Source organism: Alcanivorax sp. HI0083, from assembly GCF_001635175.1.
Genome location: NZ_LWFX01000297.1, coordinates 1 through 798, shown reverse-complemented (window position 1 = coordinate 798; position 798 = coordinate 1). Strand labels below are relative to the sequence as shown.

Annotated in this window: 1 protein-coding gene and 1 pseudogene; both read right to left on the bottom strand. The window is 57.0% G+C overall.

Going from position 1 to position 798, the window contains the following annotated elements; all coding sequences use genetic code 11:
- The coding region (locus tag A3754_RS03155) for a 7TM diverse intracellular signaling domain-containing protein (protein ID WP_156496734.1) at positions 1–244 on the bottom strand (244 nt) is incomplete at its 3' end.
- Between the two features lie 39 nt (positions 245–283).
- Positions 284–624, bottom strand: a pseudogene (locus tag A3754_RS28805) (7TM-DISM domain-containing protein); the annotation flags it as partial.
- Between the last annotated feature and the right edge of the window lie 174 nt (positions 625–798).

The window sequence follows — 798 nt, the reverse complement described above, 5'->3', positions numbered from 1 at the left end:
GTAATACCTGGGATTCGAACCAGAATTGCTGCAAAACCCCCTGCAGGGTAGCCACATAGAGTGTGGATGAGGCCAGATGCAGAACATAGAAGCGGCTGTTTCTTTCACGTCCGCCCAGCCATAGCACCAGGTGGTAGCACAGTAGCCCCAGGCCAATGCCGTAAAACCCTCCCATTAGCCATTCGTTGCTGCTTTGTTGTTCGATGAATGTATTTCGGCCGACGAGGCTGACCGGTACGGTCATGGCGCTGGTCAGTGAGTAGACGCGCAGATACAGGGTGCGCGGGGTATCCGGTAACAGCGTGAAGGGGAGAGTGAAAGTGCGGATATGCACGGGGCGGCTGGAAAAAGGCAAGGTGTCGCCCATATGGGTTGATTGCACGCCTCGGTCGTCGACCAGAAAAAATCCACTTCATCCAGGATGGCATAGTCGACCTGTAGCCACAGCGGTAATTCCCCGTCGCCAGTGTTTTCGAAGCGCACGCGAAACCAGCAGGCGTCGCGCCGATAACCAAAGCTGATTTGTTGGCGCTTGAGCGGCTGGTAGTCAGCCTGGCGGGCGTCGGTCAGGTTGGCTTCGCCGGTACCATCACACCAGCTTTGCAAGTTGGGAGCGAGCGGCATGGACTGCACTGGGGGGTGCAGTGAGAGGGTTTGTATCGGTGTCGAAGTGCCGGCCAGCGCGATGCCTGGCAGGTTCGCGAGCAGTAGCAATCCAATCAGTGCCCTGACCAACATGGATTTCCCTCCGTTCTCAATCGGATTGGCTGCGTCGCTATTGGCAAATAGCCTGTCTAC